Annotated in this window: 24 protein-coding genes; 21 read left to right on the top strand and 3 right to left on the bottom strand. The window is 43.4% G+C overall.

Annotated features, from left to right (window positions below):
• Positions 1 to 152 precede the first annotated feature (152 nt).
• The 10 genes from ilvA to FS736_RS18195 all read left to right on the top strand — a co-directional run bounded on the left by ilvA (position 153) and on the right by FS736_RS18195 (position 9,338).
• The gene (gene ilvA, locus FS736_RS18240; RefSeq protein WP_144479909.1) at positions 153 to 1,421 is read left to right on the top strand and encodes a threonine ammonia-lyase IlvA; all 1,269 of its coding nucleotides are present in this window, start codon (positions 153 to 155) and stop codon (positions 1,419 to 1,421) included.
• Between the two features lie 172 nt (positions 1,422 to 1,593).
• Positions 1,594 to 1,797 (top strand): twin-arginine translocase TatA/TatE family subunit, encoded by a 204-nt coding sequence (locus FS736_RS18235; RefSeq protein ID WP_079509461.1) that lies wholly within the window; start codon positions 1,594 to 1,596, stop codon positions 1,795 to 1,797.
• A 105-nt stretch (positions 1,798 to 1,902) separates the two neighbouring features.
• The gene (tatC, locus tag FS736_RS18230) at positions 1,903 to 2,667 is read left to right on the top strand and encodes a twin-arginine translocase subunit TatC (RefSeq protein WP_144479907.1); all 765 of its coding nucleotides are present in this window, start codon (positions 1,903 to 1,905) and stop codon (positions 2,665 to 2,667) included.
• A 238-nt stretch (positions 2,668 to 2,905) separates the two neighbouring features.
• Positions 2,906 to 3,157 carry a DUF2535 family protein gene (locus tag FS736_RS18225; protein ID WP_144479905.1) on the top strand — a complete coding sequence of 84 codons (252 nt, stop codon included), beginning with the start codon at positions 2,906 to 2,908 and terminating at the stop codon, positions 3,155 to 3,157.
• Between the two features lie 204 nt (positions 3,158 to 3,361).
• The gene (locus tag FS736_RS18220) at positions 3,362 to 4,204 is read left to right on the top strand and encodes a DegV family protein (RefSeq protein ID WP_144479903.1); all 843 of its coding nucleotides are present in this window, start codon (positions 3,362 to 3,364) and stop codon (positions 4,202 to 4,204) included.
• 257 nt (positions 4,205 to 4,461) lie between these two features.
• Positions 4,462 to 6,030 (top strand): sensor histidine kinase, encoded by a 1,569-nt coding sequence (locus tag FS736_RS18215; protein ID WP_260983647.1) that lies wholly within the window; start codon positions 4,462 to 4,464, stop codon positions 6,028 to 6,030.
• 73 nt (positions 6,031 to 6,103) lie between these two features.
• Positions 6,104 to 7,078, top strand: coding sequence for a nucleoside hydrolase (locus tag FS736_RS18210; protein WP_144479899.1), 975 nt, complete (start codon positions 6,104 to 6,106; stop codon positions 7,076 to 7,078).
• 97 nt (positions 7,079 to 7,175) lie between these two features.
• Entirely contained in the window at positions 7,176 to 7,760 is a 585-nt protein-coding gene (locus tag FS736_RS18205; RefSeq protein WP_395883525.1) for an SCO family protein, read from the top strand.
• 159 nt (positions 7,761 to 7,919) lie between these two features.
• Positions 7,920 to 8,726, top strand: coding sequence for an SGNH/GDSL hydrolase family protein (locus FS736_RS18200; protein WP_260983646.1), 807 nt, complete (start codon positions 7,920 to 7,922; stop codon positions 8,724 to 8,726).
• A gap of 27 nt (positions 8,727 to 8,753) precedes the next feature.
• Positions 8,754 to 9,338, top strand: a complete 585-nt coding sequence (locus FS736_RS18195; protein WP_144479897.1) for a YpmS family protein — start codon at positions 8,754 to 8,756, stop codon at positions 9,336 to 9,338.
• Positions 9,339 to 9,429: 91 nt separating this feature from the next.
• Here the strand turns inward: FS736_RS18195 and FS736_RS18190 are convergent, their stop codons facing one another.
• On the bottom strand, positions 9,430 to 10,191 hold the full coding sequence (locus FS736_RS18190) for a DUF4397 domain-containing protein (protein WP_144479895.1): 762 nt from the start codon (positions 10,189 to 10,191) through the stop codon (positions 9,430 to 9,432).
• 331 nt (positions 10,192 to 10,522) lie between these two features.
• Here FS736_RS18190 and rsgA point away from each other — a divergent pair, with 331 nt between their 5' ends.
• The 4 genes from rsgA to FS736_RS18170 all read left to right on the top strand — a co-directional run bounded on the left by rsgA (position 10,523) and on the right by FS736_RS18170 (position 13,228).
• Positions 10,523 to 11,590, top strand: a complete 1,068-nt coding sequence (rsgA, locus tag FS736_RS18185) for a ribosome small subunit-dependent GTPase A (protein WP_144479893.1) — start codon at positions 10,523 to 10,525, stop codon at positions 11,588 to 11,590.
• 135 nt (positions 11,591 to 11,725) lie between these two features.
• Complete coding sequence (gene msrA / locus FS736_RS18180) at positions 11,726 to 12,265, top strand: peptide-methionine (S)-S-oxide reductase MsrA (RefSeq protein ID WP_144479891.1); 540 nt, start codon at positions 11,726 to 11,728, stop codon at positions 12,263 to 12,265.
• Positions 12,262 to 12,696, top strand: a complete 435-nt coding sequence (gene msrB / locus FS736_RS18175; protein WP_144479889.1) for a peptide-methionine (R)-S-oxide reductase MsrB — start codon at positions 12,262 to 12,264, stop codon at positions 12,694 to 12,696. Before msrA ends, msrB begins: the two co-directional genes overlap by 4 nt.
• Positions 12,697 to 12,727: 31 nt before the next feature.
• A complete protein-coding gene (locus FS736_RS18170) occupies positions 12,728 to 13,228 on the top strand; it encodes a PTS sugar transporter subunit IIA (protein WP_144479887.1) in 501 nt (166 codons plus the stop codon).
• 20 nt (positions 13,229 to 13,248) lie between these two features.
• On the opposite strand, the gene FS736_RS18165 is transcribed toward FS736_RS18170, so the two are convergent.
• On the bottom strand, positions 13,249 to 13,854 hold the full coding sequence (locus tag FS736_RS18165; protein ID WP_144479886.1) for a DUF502 domain-containing protein: 606 nt from the start codon (positions 13,852 to 13,854) through the stop codon (positions 13,249 to 13,251).
• Positions 13,855 to 13,980: 126 nt separating this feature from the next.
• Positions 13,981 to 15,075, bottom strand: coding sequence for an SGNH/GDSL hydrolase family protein (locus tag FS736_RS18160; protein WP_144479884.1), 1,095 nt, complete (start codon positions 15,073 to 15,075; stop codon positions 13,981 to 13,983).
• Between the two features lie 237 nt (positions 15,076 to 15,312).
• On the opposite strand from FS736_RS18160, the gene FS736_RS18155 reads away from it, so the two are divergent.
• From FS736_RS18155 to FS736_RS18125, 7 genes are all read left to right on the top strand, one after another.
• The gene (locus FS736_RS18155) at positions 15,313 to 15,474 is read left to right on the top strand and encodes a YjcZ family sporulation protein (RefSeq protein ID WP_144480049.1); all 162 of its coding nucleotides are present in this window, start codon (positions 15,313 to 15,315) and stop codon (positions 15,472 to 15,474) included.
• A 200-nt stretch (positions 15,475 to 15,674) separates the two neighbouring features.
• Positions 15,675 to 17,141: an NAD(P)/FAD-dependent oxidoreductase gene (locus FS736_RS18150; protein WP_144479882.1), complete on the top strand. Its 1,467-nt coding sequence runs from the start codon at positions 15,675 to 15,677 to the stop codon at positions 17,139 to 17,141.
• Positions 17,142 to 17,232: 91 nt separating this feature from the next.
• Positions 17,233 to 18,213 carry a S66 family peptidase gene (locus FS736_RS18145; RefSeq protein WP_144479880.1) on the top strand — a complete coding sequence of 327 codons (981 nt, stop codon included), beginning with the start codon at positions 17,233 to 17,235 and terminating at the stop codon, positions 18,211 to 18,213.
• Positions 18,214 to 19,192: 979 nt separating this feature from the next.
• Complete coding sequence (locus FS736_RS18140) at positions 19,193 to 20,554, top strand: aspartate aminotransferase family protein (protein WP_144479878.1); 1,362 nt, start codon at positions 19,193 to 19,195, stop codon at positions 20,552 to 20,554.
• Positions 20,555 to 21,247, top strand: a complete 693-nt coding sequence (locus FS736_RS18135; RefSeq protein WP_144479876.1) for a CoA transferase subunit A — start codon at positions 20,555 to 20,557, stop codon at positions 21,245 to 21,247. It begins immediately after the preceding gene.
• The gene (locus tag FS736_RS18130) at positions 21,232 to 21,897 is read left to right on the top strand and encodes a 3-oxoacid CoA-transferase subunit B (RefSeq protein WP_144479874.1); all 666 of its coding nucleotides are present in this window, start codon (positions 21,232 to 21,234) and stop codon (positions 21,895 to 21,897) included. The genes FS736_RS18135 and FS736_RS18130 overlap by 16 nt, the downstream gene beginning before the upstream one ends.
• A gap of 13 nt (positions 21,898 to 21,910) precedes the next feature.
• Positions 21,911 to 23,179, top strand: coding sequence for a peptidase (locus tag FS736_RS18125; RefSeq protein ID WP_144479872.1), 1,269 nt, complete (start codon positions 21,911 to 21,913; stop codon positions 23,177 to 23,179).
• The last annotated feature ends 9 nt before the right edge of the window (positions 23,180 to 23,188 follow it).

The raw sequence follows: 23,188 nt of genomic DNA, 5'->3' as shown, positions 1-23,188 counted from the left end.
CCAGCGTATTTTCGTTATTATATGTTATTTTACTCTCATTTTATTCAATGTAAAGCCCGGAATTTCAAATATTTTAAAAATTCAATCGACAAATAATTTTTCTGTGATATAATGAACAAATTAATTATTTTGCAAAGTGAGGGTGACATGATATGGAACAGAAAACATTAAAAGGAAAATGGGTAAGTGTAGAGGATATTCTTATTGCCTATAGGCATCTTAAAGAGATTGTTGCCCATACTCCGCTGCAATTGAACCAACGATTATCAGAAAAATATGGAGCCGATATCTATCTGAAAAGAGAAGACCTTCAGCATGTACGTTCTTTCAAACTAAGAGGAGCGTATTATGCAGTCAGGTTGCTATGGGAACATGGATTGGAAAATGGAGTTGTCTGTGCAAGTGCAGGAAATCACGCCCAGGGTGTGGCGTACGCCTGCAGACAACTAGGTGTTAACGGGAAAATTTTCATGCCCGCGACCACACCGGGGCAAAAAATCAGCCAGGTGGAAATGTTCGGCCGTGAATTTATAGAAATCGTCCTCGTCGGGGACACTTTTGATGATTCATATCGGGAGGCACGGGAATGTGCCGAGAAAGAAGGCAGGGAGTTTATCCATCCATTTGATGATGAAAATGTAATTGCCGGACAGGGAACCGTTGCCGTGGAAATCCTTAATGACTGCCAGGATTCTGTGGATTATGTCCTGGCAAGTATTGGCGGCGGAGGCTTGATGGCTGGATTGAGCACATACATAAAAAGCGTGTCCCCTGCTACAAAATTGATTGGTGTTGAGCCAAGCGGTGCTGCGTCCATGAGTGCAGCGTTTGACAGGAATAGTGCAATTCCCCTTGATAATATTGATACATTTGTTGATGGTGCCGCTGTCAAATGTGTGGGCAGCAAAACCTATGAAATTTGCAAAGAGCATGTAGACGGGCTGGTCGCGGTTCCTGAAGGGAAGGTCTGCACTTCTATCCTGGAATTATATAATGAGCATGCAATTGTTACTGAGCCGGCAGGTGCTCTGCCAATTGCCGCCCTTGACCTTCTGAAGGAAGAAATCAAAGGCAAATCGGTCGTTTGTGTAGTGAGTGGCGGTAATAATGACATAGGGAGGATGCAGGAGATCAAAGAAAGGTCTTTGCTCCATGAAGGACTGCTTCATTATTTCATAGTCAATTTTCCTCAACGGGCTGGGGCGCTGCGTGAATTCCTTGATGATGTTCTTGGACCAGGAGATGACATTACGAGGTTCGAATATACGAAGAAAAATAATAAAGAAAGCGGGCCGGCGCTTGTCGGTATTGAATTGAAAAATAAACATGAATACAATAGGCTCATTTCCAGCATGGAGAAAAAGGGCTTTGCCTTCATGGAATTGAACAAGGAACATCAATTGTTTAATTTACTGGTATAACATTAATAATAGATAATTGAGGACAAATGTTATAGAATAGGAAATGTCACAATTAGTTGGCACACTGTGCCCTTTGTGAATTTCTTATGAACTTTCGCAGCATTCCTCCACTTTGTGGATGAAAAGTACTATAATCATAGTAGATTTACAATATGAAAAAGGAGATGTTGATATGTTATCAAACATCGGAGTTCCTGGATTGATTTTAATCCTTGTCTTAGCCCTCATTATCTTTGGACCAAAGAAACTTCCTGAGATTGGACGTGCATTTGGCCAGACACTTCGTGAATTCAAGAAATCAACTCGCGAATTGACAAGTGATGTTATGGAAGAATTCGAAGATGAAAAAAAGGAAATTACGAAAGTCACTAAATAGGGTGTAAGATGCTTTTGTCTTACCCCTTTTTCTTTCGGAGGCTGAAGTTTACAGTCTTGATTATGAAATTGGAAATGCAGCAAATGGAATTGGCAGGGGATTGGTATGGAAGATAAAGAATTAAATCTGGTGGATCATCTTGATGAGCTGAGGAACAGGCTGATTGTTTCTGCTGTTGCCTTCATTATTTTCTTTGGCTTAGGCTTTTATTTTGTCAAAGACATATATCATTTCTTTGTCCGGGATTTGGACGTAAAGTTAATAGTCCTGGGGCCCAGCGATATAATCTGGATTTATTTCATGATCGCTACGATCATCGCTATTGCTGGTACGATACCGGTACTGGCTGTACAAATATGGCTGTTCGTCAAACCGGCTCTCAGACCAATTGAACGGAAACTTTCCCTTTCGTACATCCCGGCGTTGTTCATCTTATTTATCGTTGGTCTTGCTTTTGGCTATTTCGTGATTTTTCCTACAGTACTTAGTTTCCTGGTCGAATTGAGCGGGGACATGCTGGTCACAAATTTTACAGCGGAAAAGTATTTCAAGTTCATCATGAATATGACAATCCCGTTCGGAGTGCTGTTCGAGCTGCCAGTTGTCGTAATGTTCCTGACCTCACTTGGGGTCATAAATCCCTATGTTTTAGTGAAAGTCAGAAAGTATGCATACTTCATATTGGTTGTCATCTCAGTAGTTATTTCACCTCCGGATTTCATGTCAGATATACTGGTGACGATTCCGCTGCTGTTATTGTATGAGGTCAGCATCAACTTGTCTAAAGTGGTATACAGACGGAAGCTTAAGAAGGAAAAAGAGTGGCAGGAGAAATATGGAGATATGGATGATGAGGAAACCTCCTTTTAACATATGAGCTAATAAGGATCAATAGAAAAATAGTCTTAAAAACGTGTGGGCATCCCCATACTTTTTTTTGTCTTTTGTATATGTGCTGCCTAACATGCCGGAAATATAACGGCTTTTAAGGTTGTGAATATTTAAAGGGAAATGTGTTAATTTTTTTTGAATTCAGCGCAAACAGACACATTTCGACCAGTATTTAAGGTATAATATAAACAAACGGGGATAAAAGAGGATTGATATTTTGTTATTCAAAAGCCTGGAGTTCAAAAATGTTGTTGGACAGAAGGTTAAAGTCGTGGAAATTCCTGTGTTGGAAGAAGAGAGTTCTTTTTATTTTATGATCCAAGTCCGTTTGCAAACTTTTATTACAGCAATCTATCAGGAAAGAAACGCAAAAAAGTTTTATTCGTTCAAAGAGTATTTAAAGAGAGTCATGAAATGGCCGGATTATGAGCAGCTGTTCAAATCTGCCGAATTGAAAAATAACGCCTGAAGATTTATTTTTGAAGCGCCTCCTCGAAGGGCGCTTTTGTTCTTTTTGCAGTTCTGCCTGCCGGTATGGGTGGAATACGAGAAATTTCACTCGGGGTGAACATATAAAAAGGGTGCAGAGTCATAGGAGAGCAAGCAAATATTTTAAATTGTTATGACGAATAGGTATAATAGTAATAGTGTTTTTTGATAGGGATGTGATATTATGGCTAAAATTAAAATAGTAACGGATTCTACTTGTGATTTGAATGATGAGACCATTAAGAAATGGGATATCATCGTAGTCCCGTTATCCATTTCAATTGATGGAGAAAATTATCTGGACCGGGTGGACATCAGTCCAGGTGAATTCATGGAGAAGATGAAGGCTTCTTCTGAGCTGCCAAAAAGTTCGCAGCCTCCTGCTGGCGAATTCCTCAAGTTGTATGACGAGCTTGCTGCGGATGGATATGAAATTATCTCGATCCATATGACAGGCGGGATGAGCGGTACAGTACGCTCGGCAGAAAGCGCTGCCCAGATGTCCAGTGCGAAAGTGAATGTGGTGGACTCCCGGTTCATTTCGAAAGGATTGGCTTTTCAGGTACTTGAGGCAGCTCGAATGGCAGCCGCCGGGAAGTCAGTAGATGAGATTTTGACAAGACTGGATACAGTAAGAAAACAGACTCGCTTATTTGTTGTCGTTGATACACTTGAAAACCTTGTAAAGGGCGGAAGGATCGGTAAAGGAAAAGCGATGATTGGGTCATTGTTGAATATAAAGCCGATTGCCTCACTGGAAGGTGGAGAATACACTCCTGTATCTAAAGCAAGAAGTCATTCCCAAGTCGTTAAATATCTAAAAAAACAATTTACTGAAGATACTGAAGGGAAAATCATAAAAGGGGTAGGGTTGGTCCATGCGGAGGGGTTAAGCCTCGCTGAAAAGATTAAGGAAGCTGTCTTCGAAAGTTCAGGCTATGACCATTTTACCATTGAAGACACAACGCCCATCGTCAGCACCCATACTGGCCCCGGCGCAATCGGCTTCATGTATTACTTCGAGTGAATTACATAAAGAATGTGATACGGCCTGGGACCCTGAATCACAGGCCTTTTTGCATTCCAGCTAAAACCAAACTCGACAAAGGCAGTTTTAATATTATAAATTCGGTCAGTAAAGTTATTGAAGCATACAGGAAATCATAAAAAAATGTCGAATGTTTTTAACTATTCACTCTTGATGGAACGGAAAGTGACCATGAAAATATGAAATTCAATCTAAAAAACCTTTCAATATTCAATAAAGTATGGATGTTTTCTTATATGATTACAACAGTTGTAGTCGTTTCGATTATGGGGACAAGTTTTTACCTCCAGTCTAAACAGTTGAAAGACCAAATGGCTGACAAGGTTGAGGGGGTTGCGGGGCTTTGGTCATCGACAATTGACCCGGATGATATAAAAAATGCAGAACCTCTCAGGAATGAGACAAACCAATCAAGCGAGCGGCTTGAGAAAATATTGACCATGGTCGGAGAGAAAAGTGCTTCTTTCCTCGGAGCGTATGTCATACTGCCTGATGAATACCAGAACCAAAAAGTATACATCCTCGCCGCATCTGACATTTATCGCGATTATTCCTTTGGGTCTCAGATGTTTTACGACGCAGGTGATCAATTTCTAAGTGCTTTTCGCGCCAGCCGGGATCAGCATAAGGTGACAAGTACAGATATTTTCTCGGACCAGTATGGATCATGGGTTTCATCCTTTGCCCCTATCATGGATAATAGCGGGAAAGTAGTCGCGATTCTGGGGATAGATGCAGAGGCAACGATCATCAGGCAAAATCAGATGGAAATCCTTTTCCTGTTAATAGTCCAGATGTCCGCCATTTTAGTTGCGGTTTATATCATTTTGAATTGGGGCCTCAAAAAGGTGATGAAACCTGTAGATGACTTGTTTTATGGCATAAAGGAAATCAGTTCCGGCAATTTTACTGTACAGCTGCCTGTCCGCGACCAGTCTGAATTGAGTATATTGAGTGAACAGTTTAATGAGATGGCTTCCCAGCTTTCTCAGCTATTCAAAAGTGTATCAGCTGCATCAAGAGAACTGGGACAGTCTTCTCTCGAAGAGAATGAATCGATTTTGCTTGAGGAAGCAATTAACACAATAGAGGATATTTTTGAACGGACCAAGCTGCAGCAAGAGCTCCAGCGTGCTGAAAAGATGAACGCAATCGGCCAGCTTGCTGCTTCTGTTGCCCATGAAATCAGGAACCCCATGACGGTAGTGAAAGGATTCCTGCAAATTTTCCTCGCTAAGGACATGAGTGAAGAAGAGCATACATATTTAAAACTGATGATTGAAGAATTGAACAGGGCGGAAACGATCATCAATGATTATTTAAGCCTGGCAAAACCTGATGTAGGGAAGCTGGAAACCATCGAAGGAAAAGACTTGGCTGAGCAGGTAATGGATCTAATGAGCTCTTATGCGATGATGTCCAAGAATATATCCCTGCACACCGATATAAAGGAGCCCGTGAAAATCAAAGGTAACAAGAGCGAATTAAAACAGGTGCTGATCAATATCCTGAAAAATGGAATCGAGGCAATGGATGACGGAGGAAAGCTCAGTTTGACCGTTGAAAAACAGGGCGATTATGGTGTCTTCATAATCAAGGATACAGGGGTTGGGATGACGGCTGAGGAGCTCTCAAGGCTGGGAACGGCTTTTTATTCATTAAAGGAGCGGGGAACTGGCATGGGATTGATGGTATGTTACCAGATTGTAGAACGGATGAAAGGTCAAATTAAAGTGTCCAGTATCAAAGGAGAGGGAACCACTTTTGAGATATTGGTCCCGATCCTAACAGAAGGTCCTGAGTAAAATTCAGGGCTTTTTACTTTTTTGCCATTATTTTCAACCCTTTCAATATAATTTTACAAGGGGGTGCTTCGTTTTGGCGAAAAAGGTGCTGTTCTTTAGCGATTTTGGAGTTGATGATAATATTGCTGTATTATATGCTTTTTTCAACAAGGAAATTGATATGCTGGGCGTAGTGGCGGATTACGGGAATGTATCAAAACAGGATGCGCTCCGGAATGCCGCCTATTTGCAGGAGCTGACAGGAAGACATGATATTCCTGCCTTCGCTGGCGCAGAATTGCCATTAACAGGAGAGCCGCCTGAATATGTACCAGATGTGCATGGCGTTGAAGGGCTTGGCCCTATCATTCCTGATTTTGAAGTGGATGCTACACTTGAAAACTTTCATGGCATCCAGGAAATCATCGAAAAAAATCCAGATGAAATCGTGATTGTGAACGTCGGCAGGCTTTCATCACTGGCTGCTGCGTTCATCCTTTATCCTGAGACCATGAAAAAAGTAAAGGATTTTTACATCATGGGTGGTGCTTTCAATGAACCAGGGAATGTCACACCAGTCGCAGAAGCAAACTTCTATGGTGATCCTTACGCTGCAAATATTGTCCTGGCACAAGCAAAAAAACCAGTCAAAATCATCCCTCTCAATGTCACCAGCGGCGCCATTGTGACACCTGCGCTTATTGATGAGCTGGATGCATATTATCAATCAATCGGTAGTAAAGTAGGAAGCCTTGTAAAGCCCATGTACGATTACTACTATAAATTTTATAAGAAGCGGAATCCAGATTTGACAGGTGCGCCTCTCCACGATGTTCTTACTTTATGGGCATTATTGAATGAGGAGATGGTCGTTTACCGTAAAATCCCTGTCAAGATTGTCGTGAATCGCGGAGAGGCATTTGGACAGAGTATTGGAGATTTCAGGGACACGGTCAGCAAGGCTGAATTTAATGTCCATCAAGTCGCTGTTAACTTTAATTATACTGACTTCATCAAAGACTTTTTCACTACAATGAAAAATTCCCAAAGCCAAAATGGAACAAATTGAGTTTCGTCCTTTTCACAGTTTCCTCATATCTTTTTTCTTTCTTCTCTCAAACTCGTCTGCTAAAATTGGATATGGACATTATAAGAAAATGCAGGTGATGAACGTGAAGAAGGGACTTTTGCTGATCATGATGGCTGCTGTTGCGGTTTTTGCAGCTGCCTGTGGAAACAGCGGATTAAAGGATGAGGTAAATTATCCGATTGAGGATTTTACATTTACGAATCAAGATGGTGAACAGCTTAGCAAAAAAGATTTAAAAGGGAAAGTATGGGTTGCGGATTTCGTTTTCACGAACTGTGCGGATGTTTGTCCGCCGATGACTGCTAATATGGCCAAACTTCAGGATATGATCAAGGAAGAAAAGCTAGAGAATGTAGAAATTGTATCATTCAGTGTCGATCCAACTGTCGATAAGCCCGAAGTTCTTAAAGAATATGGCCAGAAGTTCAATGTGGATTTCAGCAATTGGTCATTCCTGACTGGTTACAGCCAGGAAGAAATAGAAAAATTTGCGCTTGAAAGCTTTAAAGCCCTTGTTAAGAAACCTGAAGAAGGAGACCAGGTCATTCATGGAACTGACTTCTATCTGATTGACCAAGAAGGAGTAATGAGGAAGTATTATACAGGTCTGAAAGAAGTACCTTTTGATCAGATCGTCGAAGATATTAAAACACTTCAATAGGCCGCTTATGTGGCCTGTTTTTTTGCGGTCGGGACTGCCACACCGGCTGATTGCACAGATTAAAATAAAAGGTTGGGCCTAATGCATGCTTCTGCAAATGAACAAACAAAGCTATTAAATGTTATAATGATTATACTTTTCATAGGTAGGTGATAAAAATTGCTCAAAAAATTCACCTTACTTTATGTCCTGATGATTTTCTTTTTAGGTGCCTGCAATCCGTTTGAAAACCTGCAAAAAGGGAATTTCAATAACGTGAAGAAAACAGGGATGGAAATAAAGGAAGCCTTGCCGGATTCTTTTTTTCCAAGGGAGCTGCATATTGTTGCTGCCGGAGACTCTCTGACACAGGGGGTCGGTGACAGTACGAATTCTGGTGGATATATACCATATCTTGCAGATGACCTTGAAAGCGAAAAATCAATCAGGAATGCTAATTTTGAGAATTTTGGAGTTCGTGGCAACAGGACGGACCAGCTGTTAAAAAGGCTGGAGAATAAAAACTTGCAATCATCTGTAGAGGAAGCCGACTTAATCATTTTAACCATCGGCGGTAATGATTTAATGAAGGTAGTCAAAGAGAATTTTTCCAATCTAAGACTTGATCAATTCCAAAACGGACAGAAGATGTTCGCTGAACAGCTACAGGAAATATTCGCATCAATCCGCGATTTAAATCCCAAAGCCCCTATTGTGTTGGTGGGACTTTATAATCCATTTTACAATTGGTTTGCAGATGTGGATGAAATGAATCTAATAGTGGATGAGTGGAATGGGGAAAGCACTTCTATAGTGGAGAGGGACGGGAATGCGTTCTTTGTGGACATCCATGATATTTTCCTGAACAATGAAGAGAATCTTTTGTACACAGATTATTTTCACCCCAATGACCGGGGTTACCAATTAATTGCCGATCGGATATATGGACTGCTGGATGAACAGGTCCTTGATTCGCTGAATGAATAGAATTGAACAGAGGAGTTATAAAGACTGATGGTGAAAAATAAGTGGAAGATAGGATTCTTTATCCTGCTGGGTCTCATTGCAGCTTCGATTTTACTCTTTTGGATTCTGATCTCAATGCCTGCTGAGGAATCGAAGATAGAGCCTGACAGAAATAATGCGGCAATGGATGATGTTGCCTTTCATGTATCGACGAACAAACGGGACTTGAACAGGGTCATCAATCATTATTTAGAAGAAGAAATGAAAAATAGCCAGTTTGAATATCAAGTATTGCTAACAGATGAAGTTGAATTATATGGGACAATCCCAATCTTCAGTCAGGAGTTGGAATTGAAGCTGACCTTCGAACCGCAGGCTTTGGAAAATGGAGATTTAATCCTGAAACAAAGGTCAATATCAGTTGGAAGATTGAACCTTCCCGTTTCAACTGTGTTAAAGTTCGTTCGGGACAGCTACCATTTGCCGGAAGCTGTTGAAATCCAGCCCAAGGAAGAAAGGGTATACGTATCGATGCAGCGGCTTAAGCTGAAAAGTGATATAAAGGTACGTGTCAATGAATTTGATTTAAAGAAAGACAATATTAAATTTACACTGCTGGTTCCTGCAGATTAGAAAGGTGCTCTTTGTGAGCGCCTTTTTGCATGACTTTTGCTGAATTGCAGTATTCATAAGCAAATAAGAATGGCCGGTCTCCCGGCCAGGATCATCCCTGCAATAAAAGTACTTCAAGCGGTGGCTCTCCCTTTGCTGTCCCAACAGCAATAATTGTATAGGCGTTATTTGGCAGTAGTTTGACATCCGGGATTGTCAATACGGTGTTTTTGGTGCCTGCAATTTTTGCTTCCAGTGTGATGGTCATTGGGGTCAGTGCCAGGTATGTGGTAGCTTGCTTAAAGGATACATTCGGGAAGATGATATCCCCATTCATTCCGGCTATGTCTACTGCCGGGGCGTCTGGTGAAAGATGGATAAATCTTGCTTTCGTTTCTCCGACAGGTGTTTGCGGGTGATCCTCAAATGTCAGCAGCTGAAGTTTATTGGCAGGTCCGGCGATTGCGGCAGTGTAAATCCTTCCTGGGTCGACAGTTATTTTTTTGCTGATGACGGTGGAAACGCTATCTCCTGCAGGATAGATGTCAACCTGATACTTTCCAGGCTGCAGCTGCATATGGCTGCTATTGTTTTTATACTCAAAGTCACGCAGTACCCGGCTGCCATTTAAATAAATATCTACAGCCTTTAGCCCGGGGGAAGCGTGCAAGAAGCGCAGCATTGACGGTAAAGTGTTTGGTGTACTAACTGGTGCACTATAGGAACGCATCAACTGTACTGCTTTGTTCAGGTTACGCAAATGTTTATGGTAGTACATGACATGCATATTCGGGTCAATATATTTATAGTAATTCGCCAATAAATCATACATGGAAGCTTTATGCAGGTACTCATTCTGATTTCTGGTGGACATACCCCTCACTCCTAAATAGAATACTCAAATGTAAAATATGCAAATTGGGCATGATCGGTGCGGAACTGTCGCTATGAACAGGGGGATTTATAAAAAAGGGTTTACATAGAGAAAATTTTTCCATATACTGAAGATAATTATACGAGAGGCAGGTGGAGTGCAATGAGCAGAATGTTAAATGTTTTTAAGATGGCCGTTACTTATTGCACGTCCCACTAACCTAAGCGGAACAATCGACTATTCGTCTTTTTTTCTACATGCTTATCAAACTACGGGACTGTGCATTCCTGTGGTTTTTTTTATTAATTAAGCATGATGGAGGAAAAATTGAATGAATAAACTTGAAAATATCGGAATGACTGCTGAAATAAAAAAGTTTTTCGAGGAAGGTCAATTCCAAGGTTACAAGCCTGGCAGGGTGGCGTTGGAGCACAAGCATAGTTACAGGGTATGGCTCGAAGATGGTGAATATCTCTGTACTCTTTCAGGCAAATTGACATATGAAGCAAATGGCAGGGATGAATTGCCGGCGGTTGGTGACTGGGTGGCCGTCAAGACCTCACCAGGTGAAATGCGAGGAACAATCCGGGGAATCCTGCCACGAAAAAGCAAGTTTTCCAGGAAGGCTGCAGGTCAGGTCACCGAGGAGCAGATTGTCGCTGCTAATATTGATACGGTGTTCATCGTAAATTCACTTAATGATGATCTGAATTTAAGGCGGATTGAAAGGTATCTTTTGCTTGCCTGGGAGAGCGGTTCGAATCCGGTCATCATATTGAGCAAAGCAGATTTGGAAAATGACCTTGAAACAAAGATGGAACTGGTGAGAGGGGTGGCCATTGGGGTTCCTGTCATACCAGTGAGTGTACTTTTAGGAACCGGCATGGAGGAAGTACAAAGATATCTAGGCCCGGGACGGACGGTCGCTTTAATCGGATCGTCAGGGGTCGGAAAATCAAGCCTGGTCAATTATTTCTCCGGATACGAAAAACAGCTGGTACAGGAAATTCGTGAAAGCGATGATAAGGGCAAGCATACGACAACACACCGGGAAATGGTCTTGCTGCCTTGTGGTGCAGTACTCATTGACACACCGGGTATGAGAGAGATTCAGCTATGGACAGGTGAAGAGGGTATCAGCGAAAGCTTTGCAGATGTCGATCAGTTCGCTGAAGAATGTAAATTTCGTGATTGTACCCATGGTAACGAGCCGGGTTGTGCAGTTCGTTCGGCGATTGATGAAGGTCTCCTGGATGTAAGCAGGCTGGCCAGCTATAAAAAGCTGCAAAAAGAACTGGCTTATATTGACCGGAAGGTGGATAAGAAAGCACAAGCTGAAGAAAAAAGGCACTGGAAAAATATCAATAAAGAAATTCGCAAAAAAACAAAATTCAAATAATCAAAAGCAAAAAGCTTCTTCTCCGGAAGGGGCTTTTACTGTTGAGTGTAATGAATGGGTTTTTTGCTTTAAAAGTTATACAATAGGGAATAAGTATTTAAGTGGAGTTATTTAGAAATTGGAAGAGGTGGAATCATGAATAAAGGAAATCGGGCGCTTGCGACATTTGCCGGAGGCTGTTTCTGGTGTATGGTGAAGCCATTTGATGAGCAGCCGGGAATCTACAGTGTTGTGTCGGGCTATACAGGAGGCACGAAGGAAAACCCTACATATGAAGAGGTCTGCAGTGAGACTACCGGCCATTATGAAGCTGTGCAAATTACATTTGATCCGGAGGTATTTCCTTACGAGGAGATTCTGAATTTATATTGGCAGCAAATCGATCCGACCGACCCGGGCGGACAGTTTTATGACAGGGGCCAATCATACCAGACCGCCATCTTCTATCATGATGAAGAACAGAGGCAGCTTGCTGAAGAGTCGAAAAGGAAGCTTGGTGAGAGCGGACAGTTCTCGAAGCCAATTGCGACAAAAATTCTGCCGGCGAAGACCTTCTATCCTGCTGAGACCTATCATCAGGGTTATTATAAAAAAAATCCGGAACGATATAATGCTTATCATAAAGGTTCAGGACGTGAAGCTTATATCCGGGAACATTGGGGGAGTAGAAAATGAAAAAGAATCAAGAAGATTTACAGAAAAGGCTGACGCCGATGCAATATGAAGTGACACAAAACAATGGGACAGAACCACCATTCCGGAATGAATATTGGAATGACCTGAGGGAAGGGATTTATGTAGATATCGTCTCAGGAAAACCGTTATTCAGCTCCCGGGATAAATATGATGCGGGCTGCGGCTGGCCGAGCTTTACAAAACCAATCCAAGAGGAAGAAATCATCGAAAAACAGGATTTGAGCCATTTCATGGTCAGGACCGAGGTGCGGAGCAAAAGTGCGGATTCCCATCTAGGACACGTATTCGATGATGGTCCGGGTGAAAATGGACTGAGGTATTGCATCAATTCAGCAGCGTTGAGGTTCGTTCCGAAAGAAAAGCTGGAAGAAGAAGGTTATGGTGAGTTACTAAAACTGTTCCAGGATTGAACATAAAAATACGCAGGAAGGAATGGTACCTATGTTTAAAAAGTTGTTTGGAAAAAAGGAGGAACCAATTAAAACAATCAAGCTTCTGGCACCAATTACCGGGAAAGCAGTCGATCTGAATGAAGTTCCTGATCCTGTTTTTTCTGAAAAAATGATGGGTGACGGTTTGGCGATTAAACCGGAAGATGGCATAGTTGTTGCGCCGGTAGACGGTGAAGTCATCCAAGTTTTCCCTACAAAACATGCGGTAGGGATCAGGGCTAAAAACGGGGCAGAGATTCTCATCCACATTGGGCTGGAGACGGTTTCCTTAAATGGTGAAGGCTTCGAAACACATGTGAAGCAAGGTGATCAGGTAAAGGCAGGGGATAAACTTGTATCCTTTGATATAGGGATCATCAGTGAAAAAGCGAAGAGTACTATAACCCCAATTATCATCACTAACACCGACCAGGCATCCTCATTAGAGAAATTGACTGAAAGCAATGTTGAGAAAGGATCCACTCCAATTCTTGAAGTGACCTTTGAATAGAAAACAGCCGCTGATTTATGTCAGCGGCTGTTTTGTTTCACATGTTTCTCTCCGTTTGAGGAAGTCATTCCTCCTGAAAGGATGAATTTCATTGCATCCTCAGGTTTTACATCGAGAATTTCGATGTCTTCTTTTGGAATCAAGAACGTAAAACCGGCAACTTGAAAAGTTTGAGGTACATAAACGGCAACATGACCTGATAATGGTTCATGAAACGCCTGAAGGTTCTCAGAAGTAATGAAACCGAGACTTTTCATGTTTGTTCCTGGGATCGTAACCAAAGCCACTTTTGAAAAGGACTTTTTATCCCCGAGAAAAGAATGGACAGTATCTTTGATGACAGAATAAATCGTTTTGACCAAAGGGATTTTTTCCAGAAGTCTGTCAACCAGCCTAATGATGCTGCCTGTAATGAACCGGGTCGACAGCCAGCCGAGGAATGTTATCAAAACCAATGTTGTCAACAGGCCGATACCTGGAATATAGCTTTCTTTTAAATGGGGCTTCAGCAAATTTCCAAGCAAACTGTCCAAAAACATAAAGGTTTTATAAATCACATAGATCACGAGTATGATCGGGACAATGGTAAGGATGCCGTTAATGAAATTTTTGAATATACTTCTCATAGTATCTCCTTCAGGAATTATTGCTGCCCTGCAAAAAGCTTCCCAAGTCACGGGACATTCATACAATTTGCTGTTAAGGTGGGCATATAGAAAGTATCATACACTTTCCTTTAGGAAATTTCTATATTATTTTTCTTCATCGACAGCGACGATGATCGAAGAAATCTGGATCATCGATATGTCACTTTTGTTATGCAAGGATGCCTCTTTTAGCGTTTCAAAACGGACCGTATGATGACCGTTCTCAAGGCCGCTTGCTATATATAAGAACCGCTCCCGTGAGAACGGCCACCAGGTAGAAAGGGTACTTACATAATTACCGTCTATATAAACTTTGACCATTCCACCGTCCTGGCTTCTTATTGCTGTCACCCCGAGAATGGAGCCCTCAAACTCATATTCCAGAAAATCCCCGGGACGCTTGCTTATATTTATACCATTTTGCCTTCGGAACCCTTTACGGGCAGAGAAATGTTTTTTTTCAGACAGAGAGATTGCTTGATTCCTGGTCAAGGGTTTAGGATATCCGGCAATATCCCTTTCCTTTTGGATATTATCTTTGATCAACTCCAGAATAGAGTACGCATAAAGTTGATATCCTTTTCCATTCGGATGCACCATATCAGTCGTCAGCTGTTCTGTCAGCATGCCAGATTCCTTGAAAGGAATTCGCATGTCTAATGGCTTAGCGCCGTAATGGTCAGAAACTCTGTTAATTGCGTCAGCAAATTCCTCCTGCTTTAAAGGATTCTCGATGATCGTGATCACTTCAGAGTTGGGATATCGCTCTTTTGCTTTTCTGATCAGTCTCTCATAGAAAAAAGTGAATTGCTCAGCGTCCATATATTTACGATCATTTTCGCCAAAAACAATAAAAATGAGGTCGACATCACTGAATTTTGGGGCTTTTTGCAGTTTGTATAATCCTTCAAAAGCAGTCGCTCCACTCTGGACAATACTATTTCGGCGTGCCCGGGATCCGCTGAAATCTTTTAGAAGCACCTCGAACTGGCTGTACCACCTAAGGTCTTTGCTTTCTGCTCCAGCACCCCGCCCAATACTGTCACCGATAATCAGGTAATTGATCGACGAACCGGCGGAGATTTTTTCATAAACATTTAAATCCTCGGACAAGTAATGTTCTGATTGAATCGCTAAAAAGGAAATCACTGCGGCCGTAAGGAAAAATAAGGTTAAAATTTTTTTAGCGTTAGATTTCATACTTGGCTGTACCCTCCGGACATTGGTTGCTATTATTCCATTTTAACCTTTACCCGCCATGAATGAATTGAAAAGTCGGCATGGCTGTGAAAAATGATAAATTAAAAAAAATAGGCTAATGCACAAACGGGTCAAGTACCCATATCATACCGTAAAGGGAAAGCAATTCAAAAACAAACGAGGAGTGGTTTTTAAATGTACGGATATGATAATGCCCCAATGCCTGTAACTGCCCCAATGGCAACAGCTCCAACTTATGGCACTTTCTGTGGCGGAGGTTACCCATATGCAGGAGTCGCAGGTGCTGGCTGTGGTTACGGATACGGCGGTTTTGCATTGATCGTTGTTCTGTTTATCTTGTTAATCATCATTGGTGCTTGCTGCAGCTATAACTGGTAAAAATATAGCAATTTAAAACGCTTTTTAAATAGTTTGCGAGGCTGTCTGCTAACAGACAGCCTCTTAATATGCCCCGGTTTAACACGAACATTTATTTTGCTTTTATTATTTATAGTTCGTGTTTTGGTTGACTGCGTGGGTGTTATTTGTTATATTTACCATTGGTTAAGCAAAAAACTGATAATGGCGGGGGATGCAGAATGAAAACAAACTATGATGTGATTGTCGTTGGAGCAGGTCCAGCAGGGATTTTCACTTGCTATGAATTATCGTTAAAGATGCCTGAAGCTAATGTTCTGTTAGTGGATAAGGGACATGATATTTATCGAAGGAACTGCCCGATTTTACAAAAGAAAATTGAAAAATGCCCGCCGCCAGCTGGGAAAAAGGATTTTGCAGGATGCCTGCCGGCGTGTTCGATCACCAATGGTTTCGGCGGTGCAGGTGCCTATTCAGATGGGAAATTCAATATAACAAGTGAATTCGGCGGCTGGATGACGGATTACCTGCCTGATTCAAAAGTTGTCGAACTGATAAAATATGTAGATGAGATCAATCTCAAGCATGGTGCAACGGAAAGTATAACTGATCCAATGACAGATAAAGTCCGTGAAATCGAACGAAGAGGTTATGCCGCTGGCTTGAAGTTGCTCAGAGCCCAGGTTCGCCACCTTGGTACAGAACAGAATCTTGAGATTTTAAAGGATATCTTTGAATACTTAAAAGAAAAGGTGGATATGGCGTTCAAGACAGAAATCGAGGATTTGATTACTGAAAAAACGCATGACGGCCATAAAGTCACAGGTGTTGAGCTTAAGAACGGGGAAAAAATTTATGCTGATAAAGTAGTAGTTGCCCCGGGCCGTGACGGCTCCAAATGGCTGACACAGCTTTTGAAAAAAAGAAGGCTTAAGATGATCAATAACCAGGTCGATATTGGCGTCCGCGTCGAAACATCCAATGTCGTCATGGAGGAAATAAATGAACATCTATACGAAGGAAAGTTCATTTTCAATACCTCAGTAGGGACCAGCGTTAGGACATTCTGCAGCAATCCATCGGGACATGTAGTTGTCGAGAATCATTCCGGAATCATGCTTGCAAACGGCCACGCCTATAAGGATCCAAAGCTTGGAAGCAACAACACGAATTTTGCCTTGCTCGTGTCCCATACATTCTCTGATCCGTTCGATAAACCGAATGAATACGCGCATGAAATATCCCGTTTGGCGAACAGCCTTTCCAACGGCGGGCTGATTGTGCAAAAATACGGAGATATTTTAAAGGGCCGCAGGTCAACGGAAAAAAGAATCAAAGAGGGATTCCTTGAACCTACCTTAAAGGAAGCAGTACCTGGAGATTTAGGTTTGGTCCTTCCGTATAACACCCTTAAGAGTCTTGTGGAAATGACGGAAGCATTGAACCAGGTTACGCCTGGACTTGCTTCTGAACATACGCTGTTCTATGGAGTTGAAGCGAAGTTCTATTCAGCACGGCCGAAGCTGAATGACAAGTTTGAAACAGAAATAAGCGGCCTGTATGTTGGCGGAGACGGTGCCGGCATCACTCGCGGACTTGCACAGGCAAGTGCCTGCGGAGTCTGGATTGCAACAGACATTATCGAGAAGTCAAAAACGGGACGAAAAACTGAGCCTGCACTTGTATAGATCCTGAGAACAAATTGAAAGACCAGAACATGCTTACACCCTGCCTTTTCTTTGATAAAATAGAAGATATCATTGAAGAGGCGGGGAGAATATGTTTGCACCCAAGTTAGTGCCTGGGGATGAGATTCGGATCATCGCACCAGCGACAAGCATGATCATTCTGAAGGGAGCTCAACTAGACCTGGCTGTTGAGAGATTGACGCAGCTGGGCTTTAAGGTGACGTTTGGAAGGTATGCAGATGCTCATGATGAGTTTTTCAGTTCTTCGATTGAGGAACGGATCGAGGACTTGCATGAAGCATTTACCGACCCGAATGTAAAAGGGATTTTAACGGCCATAGGCGGATACAATTCCAACCAGCTGCTGAAATACATAGACTATGATTTGATCGCTTCCAATCCGAAGGTTTTTTGCGGCTACAGCGATATTACGGCGTTGCAGCTGGCAATCTATAAGAAAACCGGGCTTGTAACATACTCAGGCCCACATTTTTCAACCTTTGGCGTGAAACATGGGTTGGAATATACATTGAATTCTTTTTTGGATGCAGTTACAAATGATGCACCATATGAAATTTCTCCTTCTGAAACTTGGTCAGATGACGCCTGGTATCTCGAACAGGAAAATCGGACGTTCCACGAAAACGATGGCTATATGGTCATCCGGGAAGGAGAAGCAAGCGGGAAGTTGATCGGCGGCAATCTTAGCACAATGAACCTGCTTCAGGGTACAGAATTCATGCCATCCCTGAAAGACAGCATCCTGTTCATTGAAGATGATGAAGAAAGCCATTCAAGAAGTTTTGACCGGGATCTCCAGTCACTTCTTCACCTACCAGACGCAGCCTCAATAAAAGCTCTATTGATTGGCCGTTTCCAAAAGAATTCCAATGTCACAGAAGAGGCATTAAGAAAAATCATCTTGAGTAAAGTAGAATTAAGGAATATACCGATCATCGCAAATGTCAATTTCGGACATGTCCAGCCATTTGCCACCCTGCCGATCGGGTCATTCGCTACCGTTAAGGCAGCCAGTGACAAAACTGAAATCTTTATCGAACAAGACGAATAGTTCATGATGGAGGCACCTTTTATAATGGTGTCTTTTTTTGTTATTTTTCTGTTGTACTATGGAGCACTTTGAACGGCATTTTATGAAAATTGAAACCGGAGCGGTCCGAAGTTCAGACCGCTTTTTGTGCATTAGGACCAAAGTTGTCCGAAGCAGCTCGTAGTTCGGCCAGCTTTTCGAGTAGTAGCCCCAAAGCTGTCCGAAGTAGCCCGAAGTTCGGCCAGCTTTTCGTGTTGTAGCCCCAAAGCTGTCCGAAGCAGCTCGGAATTCGGATAGCATTTCGTGTATTGCCACCAAAGTTGTCCGAATCAGCCCCGAGTTCAGACAGGTTTTCGTGTATTAGCTCTTAAGTTGTCCGAAGCAGCCCCAAGTTTGGTCAACTTTACGAGTAGTAGCCCCAAATCTGTCCGAAGCACCCCGAGTTCGGACAGCTTTTCCTATATTGGCGCCAAAGTTGTCCAAGCAGCCCCGAGTTCGGACAGGTTTCCGTGTATTAGCTCTTAAGTTGTCCGAAGTAGCCCGAAGTTCGGCCAGCTTTTCGAGTAGTAGCCCCAAAGTTGTCCGAAGTAGCTCGTAGTTCGGACAGCATTTCGAGTAGTAGCCCCAAAGCTGTCCGAAGCAGCCACGAGTTCGGCCAGCTTTTCGTGCATTAGGCCCAAAGCTGTCCGAAGCAGCCCCGAGTTCGTACAGCTTTTTGTGCAATAGGCCCAAAGCTGTCCGAAGCAAGCCGTAGTTCGGACAGCTTTTCGTATATTGGTGCCAAAGCTGTCCAAAGCAAGCCCGCGGTCGCATTTCAAATAGTATAACCGCAGACTCCCTAAATGCAGGCTAGTACCGGACTCCATAAAAAATCCCCCTCACGTTAACGCCCTAGGCTGTATGGCGTAATTTTTTCATATATAAGAAAGATTCCCGTTTTGTTTTCATACAATTTACAGAATGTCCATTTGATTTTAATTGCGGTGAATGGAGTGAAATTATGAGGTCGTCCTATTTAATCAAACCTGCCCTGGATGAGAGCTATCCTGAGATTGACTATGGTAAAGGCATCTACCTTTTTGACAAAGACGGGAAGAAGTATCTTGATGCTGCATCCGGGGCTGTAACGGCAAACATCGGTCATGGAGTTCCGGAAATCATTCTTGCGATGTATGAACAGTCCAAGCGAGTTTCATTTGTCTATCGCTCTCAATTCACCAGTGAGCCGGCAGAAAAGCTGGCAGAAAAAATTTCTGATTCATTGCCTGGTGACCTGAATTGGAGTTTCTTTGTAAATAGTGGGTCAGAAGCGACCGAAACCGCTTTGAAAATTGCGATTCAGTACTGGCAGGAGAAAGGGATGAAGTCAAAAATCAAAATACTTTCTAGATGGGTCAGCTACCATGGTATCACGCTTGGTGCACTCTCGATGTCAGGACATCCCGGAAGAAGAGCGAGGTTTGTGCCATTGCTCGAGGAATTCCCGACGATTTCGCCTCCCTACTGTTATCGCTGTCCATACCAAAAATCAGCGCCGGAATGCGGTTATTTATGCGCCATGGAGCTGGAGGGGGCAATAAAAAGGATTGGAGCTGACCACATTGCCGCATTTATTGCAGAACCTGTGATTGGTGCAGCCGGCGGAGCGATTTCGCCACCGGAAGGGTACTACGAAACAATTAAAAAGATTTGTGATGAGAACAATATATTATTTATCGCAGATGAAGTAATGACAGGGTTTGGCAGGACTGGGTCGATGCTGGCAATGGAGCATTGGAATATCATTCCCGATATTGTCGCCCTTGGCAAGGGGATGGGGGCTGGTTATGCACCAATAGCAGCGACCGTTGTAAGTGACCATGTGATGGAACCGATCCTGAAGGGTTCCAAAGTGATCATGAGCGGTCACACTCTAAGCGCAAACCCTCAATCATGTGCAGCAGCTTTGGCTGTTTTGGAATACCTTGAAAACAATCATATTTTGAAAGATGTAGAATCGAGGTCTGTTTATCTCAAAAATAAGCTCGATCGCCTTAAAACACAATTCACTTTTATCGGGGATGTGCGGGGAAAAGGGTTGCTTCTTGGTTTGGAGTTTGTCAAATTACCTGCAGCGAAAATTCCGTTCGACCAGAGTGTAAAACTGACGGAGCTGGTTGTCAGAACTGGCAGGGACCACGGGATATTGCTGTATCCTGCGGCGGCAGGCCTTGATGGGCTTTCAGGTGACGCGGTTATCATCGCACCCCCGCTTACAATCACGAAGCGTGAAATTGACGAACTGATTGCCCTTTTGAAAACAACATTCGTTGAAGTATATAAAACACTGGGATTTCCTTTTGAAAATGGAGTTGAAGAGTAGATGGAAAATCCATTTGGAAAAATTGCTGCGCTTGAGCAGGCAATGGAATATTTCTATGACGGAATGACCTTGATGTTTGGCGGGTTTGGAGGAGTCGGTTCTCCTCCAGCCCTGATAGATGGCATTCTGGAAAAGAACATCAAAAATCTTATGTTGATAGGAAATGATACAGGCTTTCCGGAAATCGGCATCGGTAAAATTGTCAGCCGCAGGAGGGCCAGGAAAGTGATTGCCTCCCATATCGGCTCGAATCCTGTTGCAGGCGACCTGATGACCAGAGGGGAACTGGAGGTCGAGTTCTCGCCGCAGGGCACACTTACGGAACGTATAAGGGCAGGTGGAATGGGGATTGGCGCTATTTTAACAGATGTTGGGGTCGATCATGATTTCGTTGCAAAGGGCAAACAAAAGATGACCCTTAACGGCAAAGAGTATTTAATTGAAACAGCGCTGACGGCAGATGTGGCAATTGTCTATGCCAAAAAAGCCGATCCATACGGAAACCTGGTTTTCGATAAAAGCGCGAGGAATACGAATCCGCTTGTGGCGATGGCGGGGAAGTTTACAATTGCCGAGGCTGAAGAAATTGTTCCGCTTGGCAGTCTGGACCCCGAGGAAATAGTGACGCCCGGTGTGTTCGTGGATATGGTGATTCCATCTTGTGGGGTGAATTGGAAATGGGCATGGGAATAGATGTCAGGAATAGAATGGCGAAGCGGGCTGCCGAGGAGATTACATCCGGGATGGTAGTCAATCTGGGCATTGGAATTCCTTCTCTTGTTCCTAACCACCTGCCACGGGAAACACAGGTAATGTTCCATGCCGAAAATGGGATAGTCGGAATGGGCGCATCCCCTGAAAAGGGATGGGAAGATGAAAATTTATGCAACGCGGGCGGGTTCCCGGTTACGGTCGTTGCAGGTTCTTCTTATTGTGACAGTGCGGTGGCATTCGGAATGATCCGACGCGGGCGGGTTGACCTTACCATACTGGGTTCTTTGCAGGTAAGCCAAAAGGGAGACCTTGCGAACTGGATTGTCCCGGGCAAAAAAGTGCCGGGAATGGGTGGGGCGATGGAACTGGCACAAAAGGCCAGGAAAGTTGCCGTGCTGATGAACCACACAGATAAGAACGGGGTGTCCAAATTGGTGAAGTCATGCTCCTTGCCATTGACTGCGGCAAACTGTGTCGACTTGGTGATCACCGACCTGGCAGTTTTTAAAATAAATGAAGGCTCCATGATTCTCTCTGAGCTTTTTGCGCCATATACCATTGCTGAGATTACTGCTAAAACAGCCTGTGATTTCTCGATCGCGGAGGATCTTCGGGTTATTGATTATTAAAGGGGTTGATATCGTGCAATCTGCTGAGGAAAAGGTGCGGAAATATATTAAGGAAAACAGAATCAAGGGAACACGCCTATTGCAAAAAATGGTACAGGAGCCAAGTACGAGGGGAGAAGAAAGTGGAGCACAGGCTGTAGTGATTGAAAAATGCCGTGAATTAGGCTTTGAAATGGATATTTGGGAAATCGGAGGTGACGGATTGTCTGGCCACCCGGCGTTTTGCTCTGATCGCAGCAACTTCAAAGGCAACCCTAATGCGGTAGGAATCATGAGGGGGACGGGCGGAGGAAAGTCGATGATCCTGAATGGCCATATCGACGTTGTACCCGCTGGTGACACCAAGGATTGGGATCGGGACCCTTTCAGCGGATATATTGAAAGCGGCAAGCTTTTCGGCCGGGGGTCGACGGATATGAAGGGCGGAACTGCTTCCTTGCTGATGGCGATGGAAGCTATAAAGAATTCAGGGATCAAGTTAAAAGGAGATGTCATTTTCCAGAGCGTAATCGAAGAAGAAAGCGGCGGTGCCGGGTCGCTTGCTGCAGTCTTGAGAGGTTATAAGGCGGATGCCGCAATCATTCCGGAACCAACAAACATGAAGCTTTTTCCTAAGCAGCAGGGGTCCATGTGGTTCAGGATTTTAGTTAAAGGCAAAGGTGCCCATGGCGGCACAAGGTATGAGGGAGTCAATGCGATTGAGAAGGCGATGCAGGTGATTGATGGACTGAGAAAACTGGAGACGGAAAGAAACGAGAGAATAACAGATCCGTTTTTTAAAAGTATTCCAATACCAATTCCAATCAATATCGGCAAAATTCAGGCTGGCGACTGGCCATCCTCTGTTCCAGACCTGGCGATCATTGAAGGCAGGATGGGGGTTGCGCCGAACGAAACCCAGGAGGAAGCAAAACGGGAAATGGCTGCAGCCTTATCGCAAGTAAGCAATGCTGATACATGGCTTGAAGAAAACAACCCTGTGCTAGAATGGTTCGGCGCAAGCTGGCTGCCGGGCGACCTGGATCCAGAGCATGAACTGATTCGAGACTTATCCGAAAGCTATAAAGGTGTCAAAGAACAGGAGCCTTTAATTGAAGCCTCCCCTTGGGCGACAGATGGCGGAATCCTTTCAAAAGTCGGCGGAATACCGGTTGTGGTTTTTGGGCCTGGGGTAACTGAAACGGCACATCAGGCAAACGAATATATCAGGCTTGAAGATGTATTTGAAACCGCCGAAATCATTGCCCTCACTTTGCTTAAATGGTGTGAAATCAGTGAATAACAGCTTTTT

Origin of the sequence: Cytobacillus oceanisediminis 2691, assembly GCF_007678455.1 — a bacterium.
Taxonomy (GTDB): domain Bacteria; phylum Bacillota; class Bacilli; order Bacillales; family Cytobacillaceae; genus Mesobacillus; species Mesobacillus oceanisediminis_A.
The sequence above is the reverse complement of the archived record's forward strand: the minus strand, read 5'-3'. Positions and strand labels throughout refer to the sequence as shown.

Excerpts from the sequence above, each read along its gene's own strand:
- ilvA (WP_144479909.1), top strand. The coding sequence starts at position 153 with ATGGAACAGAAAACATTAAAAGGAAAATGGGTAAGTGTAGAGGATATT.
- FS736_RS18235 (WP_079509461.1), top strand. The coding sequence starts at position 1,594 with ATGTTATCAAACATCGGAGTTCCTGGATTGATTTTAATCCTTGTCTTA.
- tatC (WP_144479907.1), top strand. The coding sequence starts at position 1,903 with ATGGAAGATAAAGAATTAAATCTGGTGGATCATCTTGATGAGCTGAGG.
- FS736_RS18220 (WP_144479903.1), top strand. The coding sequence starts at position 3,362 with ATGGCTAAAATTAAAATAGTAACGGATTCTACTTGTGATTTGAATGAT.
- FS736_RS18215 (WP_260983647.1), top strand. The coding sequence starts at position 4,462 with ATGATTACAACAGTTGTAGTCGTTTCGATTATGGGGACAAGTTTTTAC.
- FS736_RS18205 (WP_395883525.1), top strand. The coding sequence starts at position 7,176 with ATGAACGTGAAGAAGGGACTTTTGCTGATCATGATGGCTGCTGTTGCG.
- FS736_RS18195 (WP_144479897.1), top strand. The coding sequence starts at position 8,754 with ATGGTGAAAAATAAGTGGAAGATAGGATTCTTTATCCTGCTGGGTCTC.
- FS736_RS18190 (WP_144479895.1), bottom strand. The coding sequence starts at position 10,191 with ATGTCCACCAGAAATCAGAATGAGTACCTGCATAAAGCTTCCATGTAT.
- rsgA (WP_144479893.1), top strand. The coding sequence starts at position 10,523 with ATGAATAAACTTGAAAATATCGGAATGACTGCTGAAATAAAAAAGTTT.
- msrA (WP_144479891.1), top strand. The coding sequence starts at position 11,726 with ATGAATAAAGGAAATCGGGCGCTTGCGACATTTGCCGGAGGCTGTTTC.
- msrB (WP_144479889.1), top strand. The coding sequence starts at position 12,262 with ATGAAAAAGAATCAAGAAGATTTACAGAAAAGGCTGACGCCGATGCAA.
- FS736_RS18170 (WP_144479887.1), top strand. The coding sequence starts at position 12,728 with ATGTTTAAAAAGTTGTTTGGAAAAAAGGAGGAACCAATTAAAACAATC.
- FS736_RS18165 (WP_144479886.1), bottom strand. The coding sequence starts at position 13,854 with ATGAGAAGTATATTCAAAAATTTCATTAACGGCATCCTTACCATTGTC.
- FS736_RS18160 (WP_144479884.1), bottom strand. The coding sequence starts at position 15,075 with ATGAAATCTAACGCTAAAAAAATTTTAACCTTATTTTTCCTTACGGCC.
- FS736_RS18155 (WP_144480049.1), top strand. The coding sequence starts at position 15,313 with ATGGCAACAGCTCCAACTTATGGCACTTTCTGTGGCGGAGGTTACCCA.
- FS736_RS18150 (WP_144479882.1), top strand. The coding sequence starts at position 15,675 with ATGAAAACAAACTATGATGTGATTGTCGTTGGAGCAGGTCCAGCAGGG.
- FS736_RS18145 (WP_144479880.1), top strand. The coding sequence starts at position 17,233 with ATGTTTGCACCCAAGTTAGTGCCTGGGGATGAGATTCGGATCATCGCA.
- FS736_RS18140 (WP_144479878.1), top strand. The coding sequence starts at position 19,193 with ATGAGGTCGTCCTATTTAATCAAACCTGCCCTGGATGAGAGCTATCCT.
- FS736_RS18135 (WP_144479876.1), top strand. The coding sequence starts at position 20,555 with ATGGAAAATCCATTTGGAAAAATTGCTGCGCTTGAGCAGGCAATGGAA.
- FS736_RS18130 (WP_144479874.1), top strand. The coding sequence starts at position 21,232 with ATGGGCATGGGAATAGATGTCAGGAATAGAATGGCGAAGCGGGCTGCC.